The organism is Aliikangiella maris (assembly GCF_040719265.1).
Lineage (GTDB): Bacteria > Pseudomonadota > Gammaproteobacteria > Enterobacterales > Kangiellaceae > Aliikangiella > Aliikangiella maris.
In genome coordinates this window covers 1-4,890 of the sequence record NZ_JBFDAH010000058.1, presented here as the reverse complement: position 1 = coordinate 4,890, position 4,890 = coordinate 1, and the positions used below count along the sequence as shown (strand labels likewise).

At 42.3% G+C, this 4,890-nt stretch carries 6 protein-coding genes; 5 read left to right on the top strand and 1 reads right to left on the bottom strand.

Annotation, left to right across the window (positions count from 1 at the left end; genetic code table 11):
* The first annotated feature begins 247 nt into the window (after positions 1-247).
* The 5 genes from xerC (at position 248) to ABVT42_RS21555 (ending at position 3,964) form a co-directional block, all read left to right on the top strand.
* A complete protein-coding gene (gene xerC, locus ABVT42_RS21575) occupies positions 248-1,234 on the top strand; it encodes a site-specific tyrosine recombinase XerC (protein ID WP_367024423.1) in 987 nt (328 codons plus the stop codon).
* A gap of 84 nt (positions 1,235-1,318) precedes the next feature.
* On the top strand, positions 1,319-1,546 hold the full coding sequence (locus tag ABVT42_RS21570; RefSeq protein ID WP_353898109.1) for a hypothetical protein: 228 nt from the start codon (positions 1,319-1,321) through the stop codon (positions 1,544-1,546).
* Positions 1,547-2,241: 695 nt separating this feature from the next.
* Positions 2,242-2,481 (top strand): hypothetical protein, encoded by a 240-nt coding sequence (locus ABVT42_RS21565; RefSeq protein WP_367024420.1) that lies wholly within the window; start codon positions 2,242-2,244, stop codon positions 2,479-2,481.
* Between the two features lie 617 nt (positions 2,482-3,098).
* Positions 3,099-3,509 (top strand): hypothetical protein, encoded by a 411-nt coding sequence (locus ABVT42_RS21560; protein WP_353898124.1) that lies wholly within the window; start codon positions 3,099-3,101, stop codon positions 3,507-3,509.
* Complete coding sequence (locus tag ABVT42_RS21555; protein WP_353898125.1) at positions 3,506-3,964, top strand: hypothetical protein; 459 nt, start codon at positions 3,506-3,508, stop codon at positions 3,962-3,964. The genes ABVT42_RS21560 and ABVT42_RS21555 overlap by 4 nt, the downstream gene beginning before the upstream one ends.
* Positions 3,965-4,220: 256 nt before the next feature.
* Here ABVT42_RS21555 and ABVT42_RS21550 read toward each other — a convergent pair whose 3' ends face one another.
* Complete coding sequence (locus ABVT42_RS21550) at positions 4,221-4,547, bottom strand: hypothetical protein (RefSeq protein ID WP_353898126.1); 327 nt, start codon at positions 4,545-4,547, stop codon at positions 4,221-4,223.
* Between the last annotated feature and the right edge of the window lie 343 nt (positions 4,548-4,890).

The following is a 4,890-nucleotide window of genomic DNA, read 5'->3' as shown; positions in this document are numbered from 1 at the left end:
CTACAGAAAAATTAAGTTTCCCGAATTCACGTTATAAAGAAGAATTGAGTGATGATGTTAATTTGGCTGAAAAGGATTGAATGGTTCGACATTAATGTGGGAAATCACACTCAGGTCAGGGTGACAAAAAGAGCATCAAGCCCAACAACCACGAGGTCAATGAGGATTTATTTAACGAAGTAAGTCCAGAAGGGCATCTAGTCCTCAAAAATAATCCTCATCGTAACCTTGTTGAGGTGTCGTAACCATGCCAAGAAAAGGAACGACTCTTACCAAAAAAAGCTACGGTGATTTAAGTGATAGCAATGGTTTAGCCGCCTATCGTGAACGCTATTTAGAATGGATGGGCATTAGAAATTACTCGGATAAAAGTAAAGAATCCCGCGAGCTTTACATCAATTATTTTATCCAATGGTGTGAGGAAAGAGGACTGACTCAGCCAGCAGAAATCACTAAACAAATTATCGAAAGGTATCAACGTTATCTGTATCACTACCGCAAAGAAAATGGTGAGCCGCTAAGTTTCCAATCCCAGCACTCAAGACTCGGTGCGCTACGCGCCTTCTTTAAATATCTGAGCAAACAAAATTACACGCTGTATAATCCGGCGGCTGATATCGAGCTACCTAAATTAGAAAAACGATTACCGAAACATGTATTAACCGTTGAAGAAGTTAATATCATCCTCAATATCCCCGATTTAAATACAGCAATCGGCCTCAGAGACAGAGCCATCCTTGAAGTGTTTTACTCCACTGGTATCAGACGTTCAGAACTCATCAACTTAAGACTGTACGACCTTGACCGAGAGCGGGGCACACTGATGGTCAGATTAGGCAAAGGCAACAAAGACAGAATGGTGCCGATAGGCCAACGAGCGATAAACTGGTGTGATAAATACCTGATGGAAGTGCGACCACAACTTTACACCGGAGCCGATGAGGAAACCTTATTCCTGACTCACTTAGGTGAATCATTTACACCCGCAAGAATGAGTCAAGTGGTGAGAAACCTTATCAAAAAATCCGACATCGGCAAGAGTGGAAGCTGCCACCTGTTCCGCCATACGATGGCCACGCAAATGCTGGAGAATGGCGCAGATATCCGTTACATCCAAGAGATGTTAGGCCACGCCAAAGTAGACACCACGCAGATTTATACGCAAGTCTCAATCAGAAGACTCAAAGAAATCCACGATGCGACCCATCCAGCTAAAAATAAGCCAGAGCTATAAAGTGCCGAAAAGTGGAGTTATCACTTGCAGTTGTTAATTGATAAATGCATTTTATAAGTTCATCCAATCAATAGGAGAAAGTTTATGGCTGAAAAATATACGGTGCTTAAAATTGGTGGAGAAGTCATTGAAGATGAAGAAGGCAATGTTGTTGGCTCAAAGCCCGTGCAATGGGTGATACTAGTCAACGGGGTAAGAGATAACTCAATAGAACCTTTTACTAGTGAAAAAGATGCTTTAGAGTTCTGCAGAGCAAAAAACACACCAAAGCCCTCACAGCTAAAATCACGTCCATCAGGTATGAGCATGTAGATAAAAACACTCGCTTGCGCTGACAGCCGGAGGGTGTTGAGAGTGAGTCACTTTATCCTGACAAGTAGTCACGTGCTGATAGTGGAGACAGGCCAATAATGCTGGTGATTGTCGCCAAAACTTTTTAGTCACAGTCCTTGCAAAAGGGACTGCAAGGNTAATGCTGGTGATTGTCGCCAAAACTTTTTAGTCACAGTCCTTGCAAAAGGGACTGCAAGGCCAGCGCCTAAAAACTGTTGGACTCAATCACGCTCCACCTCTCCCGCTCCTCCCCCACCCGCCAATTCCGCCTGCCCACAGTTGAGGGTAGGGGCGTGTGTTGAAAGTTCATCTCACTAATCTAATTGGTCATGTGCTGAAAGAATTTAAGCGGAAATGGCGGTCGGATGTCGTAGCGGGAATGGTGGCCAAGGCCACCACAAAAAGCACAGCTAAAAACTAAAATATCAAACCAACAGTGCAGCGGCAAGCCGCTTTTAAAGTTTACCTCTCCCCTCCAAACCTCCCCGCTGGGGAGGCTTTAGCTGGTCACTAGCGGATAGAACGTGGTTGCTTGCTTCCCCTTTAAAGGTAGCACCGTGCTCAACGCATCAATGCCAAGCCCTGCGGGTGCTCCGTAAACTCCGCAGCATTGACACGCCTGCGCGCGATGCTTCCTTGACGGGTAATCAATCACCCACTTAAGGAGAAAACTCATGCACCATTTAAACTGGCCAGTCGGCAAAATCATTGATGTGGCTAATGAATTACAGCGCACAGGCACAACAGGGGCTTCCACCAGTGAGCAAATCGCAGCGGCCTTCGTGCTCAACAACATGTGGCACCTGCCCACCTGTTACCAGGATATTGTTGAAGCCTGGGAGCGGTTAGGTGAGTGGCAGTATCACGTCAAGTTAATCAAGCGTGATTACAGTCATTTAATCAAAGCGGGGTAGCCCCCGCTTTAACCTTAAAACTGGTCATCACTCCGCTGTCACTCCTGAAAGCAGGGCGCTAGCCCAATGATAACAAGGCTTGCCGAAGTCGTCACTACCGATGGTGATGTAGTGACGACTTCAAAAAGGCAGCTAAAATAATAGGAATGGTCACTCCTTAAATCACTCCCTATTAATGGGGTAAATAAATTCTGGCGAACCTGTTTAAAGGGCTGAGGATGGTGTTCTCGTAGAGTTGAAGTGAGTCAGGTGACCAAAGGTGAATGGCTGTTGAGTGAACTATAAAAATTAAAGCTTTACAAAAAAAGTCGCGTCTGGGAAAATTTTTTAGGTCAGGGGATGCGCCTGGTGAAAATGCTCTTTAAGTGGTTGATGAACTAGAGAAAAATGGGTTCGGGTACGATGCTCGCGTTGGGCTTTCCTGATGCACCAGTCAGGCAAATCTCCTCGATACTGGCGGAAATTATACAGGTCAAAACCCTCCAGTTAAGCATGAACCTAAAACTCAAGAAAAATCAGGGACGGGAATATCTGTTGGTTCTCTTCTGAAACCAAATAAATCTATTTGGGGACTTCTATTTTATTTTCCGGAGCTTAATAGCAGCGAAGATTTTGATTTGGCTGAAATGGAGTTAGAAGGACTTGCCGCTTCGCCAGAATTACAGCAGCTTTCTGAAAGCGACCTAAAAAGGTTAAATTCAGATTTGGCTGGTATAAGGAGTAAAAAAGAAGGTCCTCAAGGCTATCAATATGCTCTCATCGCAAATCAGTCAGGGATGTACAAATGCCATACTTGCGAATCAGGATTTCGCTTTTTAAATGAGGGAGACGTATGGAAATATGGTGAAACAACAACTAAACGATATTCAGGCCCACAATTAGCGTTTAAAGAAGCAGGTTTACCACTTACTGAAGTACCTCAGTTTTTTGGAACTAGAAGGCAAATAAAAATAGCGGAAAAGTTAAAGATTTATTCTCATCTGGCAAGGTATAAAGAGCTTCCCGCGGGCAATAGGATTAGACGATGACATTTCAATTAAAATTTACTTTTTGTGCCGACACTGAGGCCGAATCATTTATAAGTGATGTATCAAAAATTACTAAAGATTTAACTGATGTAATTAATGCAGATACATATGGAGATGATATTTCAGTTATCGGTATACATATCATATGTGTAAGAGTTCGCCCCGGGTATGAGAAGTTTTTTAAAGTTAATAAGCCCGAATTTATGGCGGAATACAAGTATGTGAAACCATTAGAGGGGGAAGTCACAATTAAGGGGTATTTCTCGTATGAGATTCAATTTTCTCAAGAGTCATATGAACAACTGTTAAAAGCTGACTATAACCATGTTAAGAAAATAATTGAGAATGAGCTAATTTCTTCCTTAGGAAATTTAAGTAAGATACCTAAGAAAATAAAAGACTTTAATGAAGATAAGTTTTGTTCTAAGTTTAAAGCTTTTTTTAAACTAGAATAAGAAAATCTCGGTAGGTTAATTTAAATCAATGGGGAAACCTCACCCAAACGCTGAGTGGGGACACCCGTGATTTTTAAGCCTTGTTGAACATAAGGGGTCAGGCTCTGAGAGATCCCCACAAATTTGAGCACTAACAATCAAATTTCAAACATCGACATCTTAAACTTTATTGTTGACTTAATATCTTTCCAAAAATCAATGGGGTCGTAGTAAATTGATTTTAAGCCTTGCTCGTTTGAACAAGGCTTTTAAGTATTTAAAGTGCTGTAATCGCCTCACGCCAACGTCGATTAAGCGGCTGAGTATAACCAAACCGCAAATGGGGCAGAGCATACAAAGCCAGTTGAATATGATTGTCTTGCTGACCGAGCAATACCATCTGAATGGGTGGCTCAAAATGGGGCGCGGCTTCTGGATAACAGCGGGAAGCTGAGTCCGGCACAATGGTTAATGGCTCCCGCCAATGCCACTGGATTTGCCTGAAATAAGAGTAAGGCTGCAAAGCAAAATTGTATTGTGGCAGGGTTTTATCAGTAAATTCATGACAGCCGGGGGCTGTTTGCGTAAAATTGCATTTAGTCATAGTAACCTCTTTGTCAGGTTGTTGTGATTAGCTGGCTGTTTGGGTTGCCGCCCATTCAGCTAGCGCTTAGTTTAATTAGCCCGTTTGTTGTGTCCATCGACGAGCTTCGTACTTAATAATCATGCCTTCATGTAGTTTACTTTTTTACCATCATACTTCTTGCCAATTTATTTATCATAAGATTGTGCAAGAATTAAACGACTTTACCCAATTAACATCGTCCGCTTTTTAATGCTTGCCAAATTGTTGTCATAGGTTCTACCAAATTGTTATCAAACACTTTGTGGATAACTTTTTTGAAAAGGTTTTTGCCTAAAAAAAGGGCTTTCGCCCTTTGATTAAA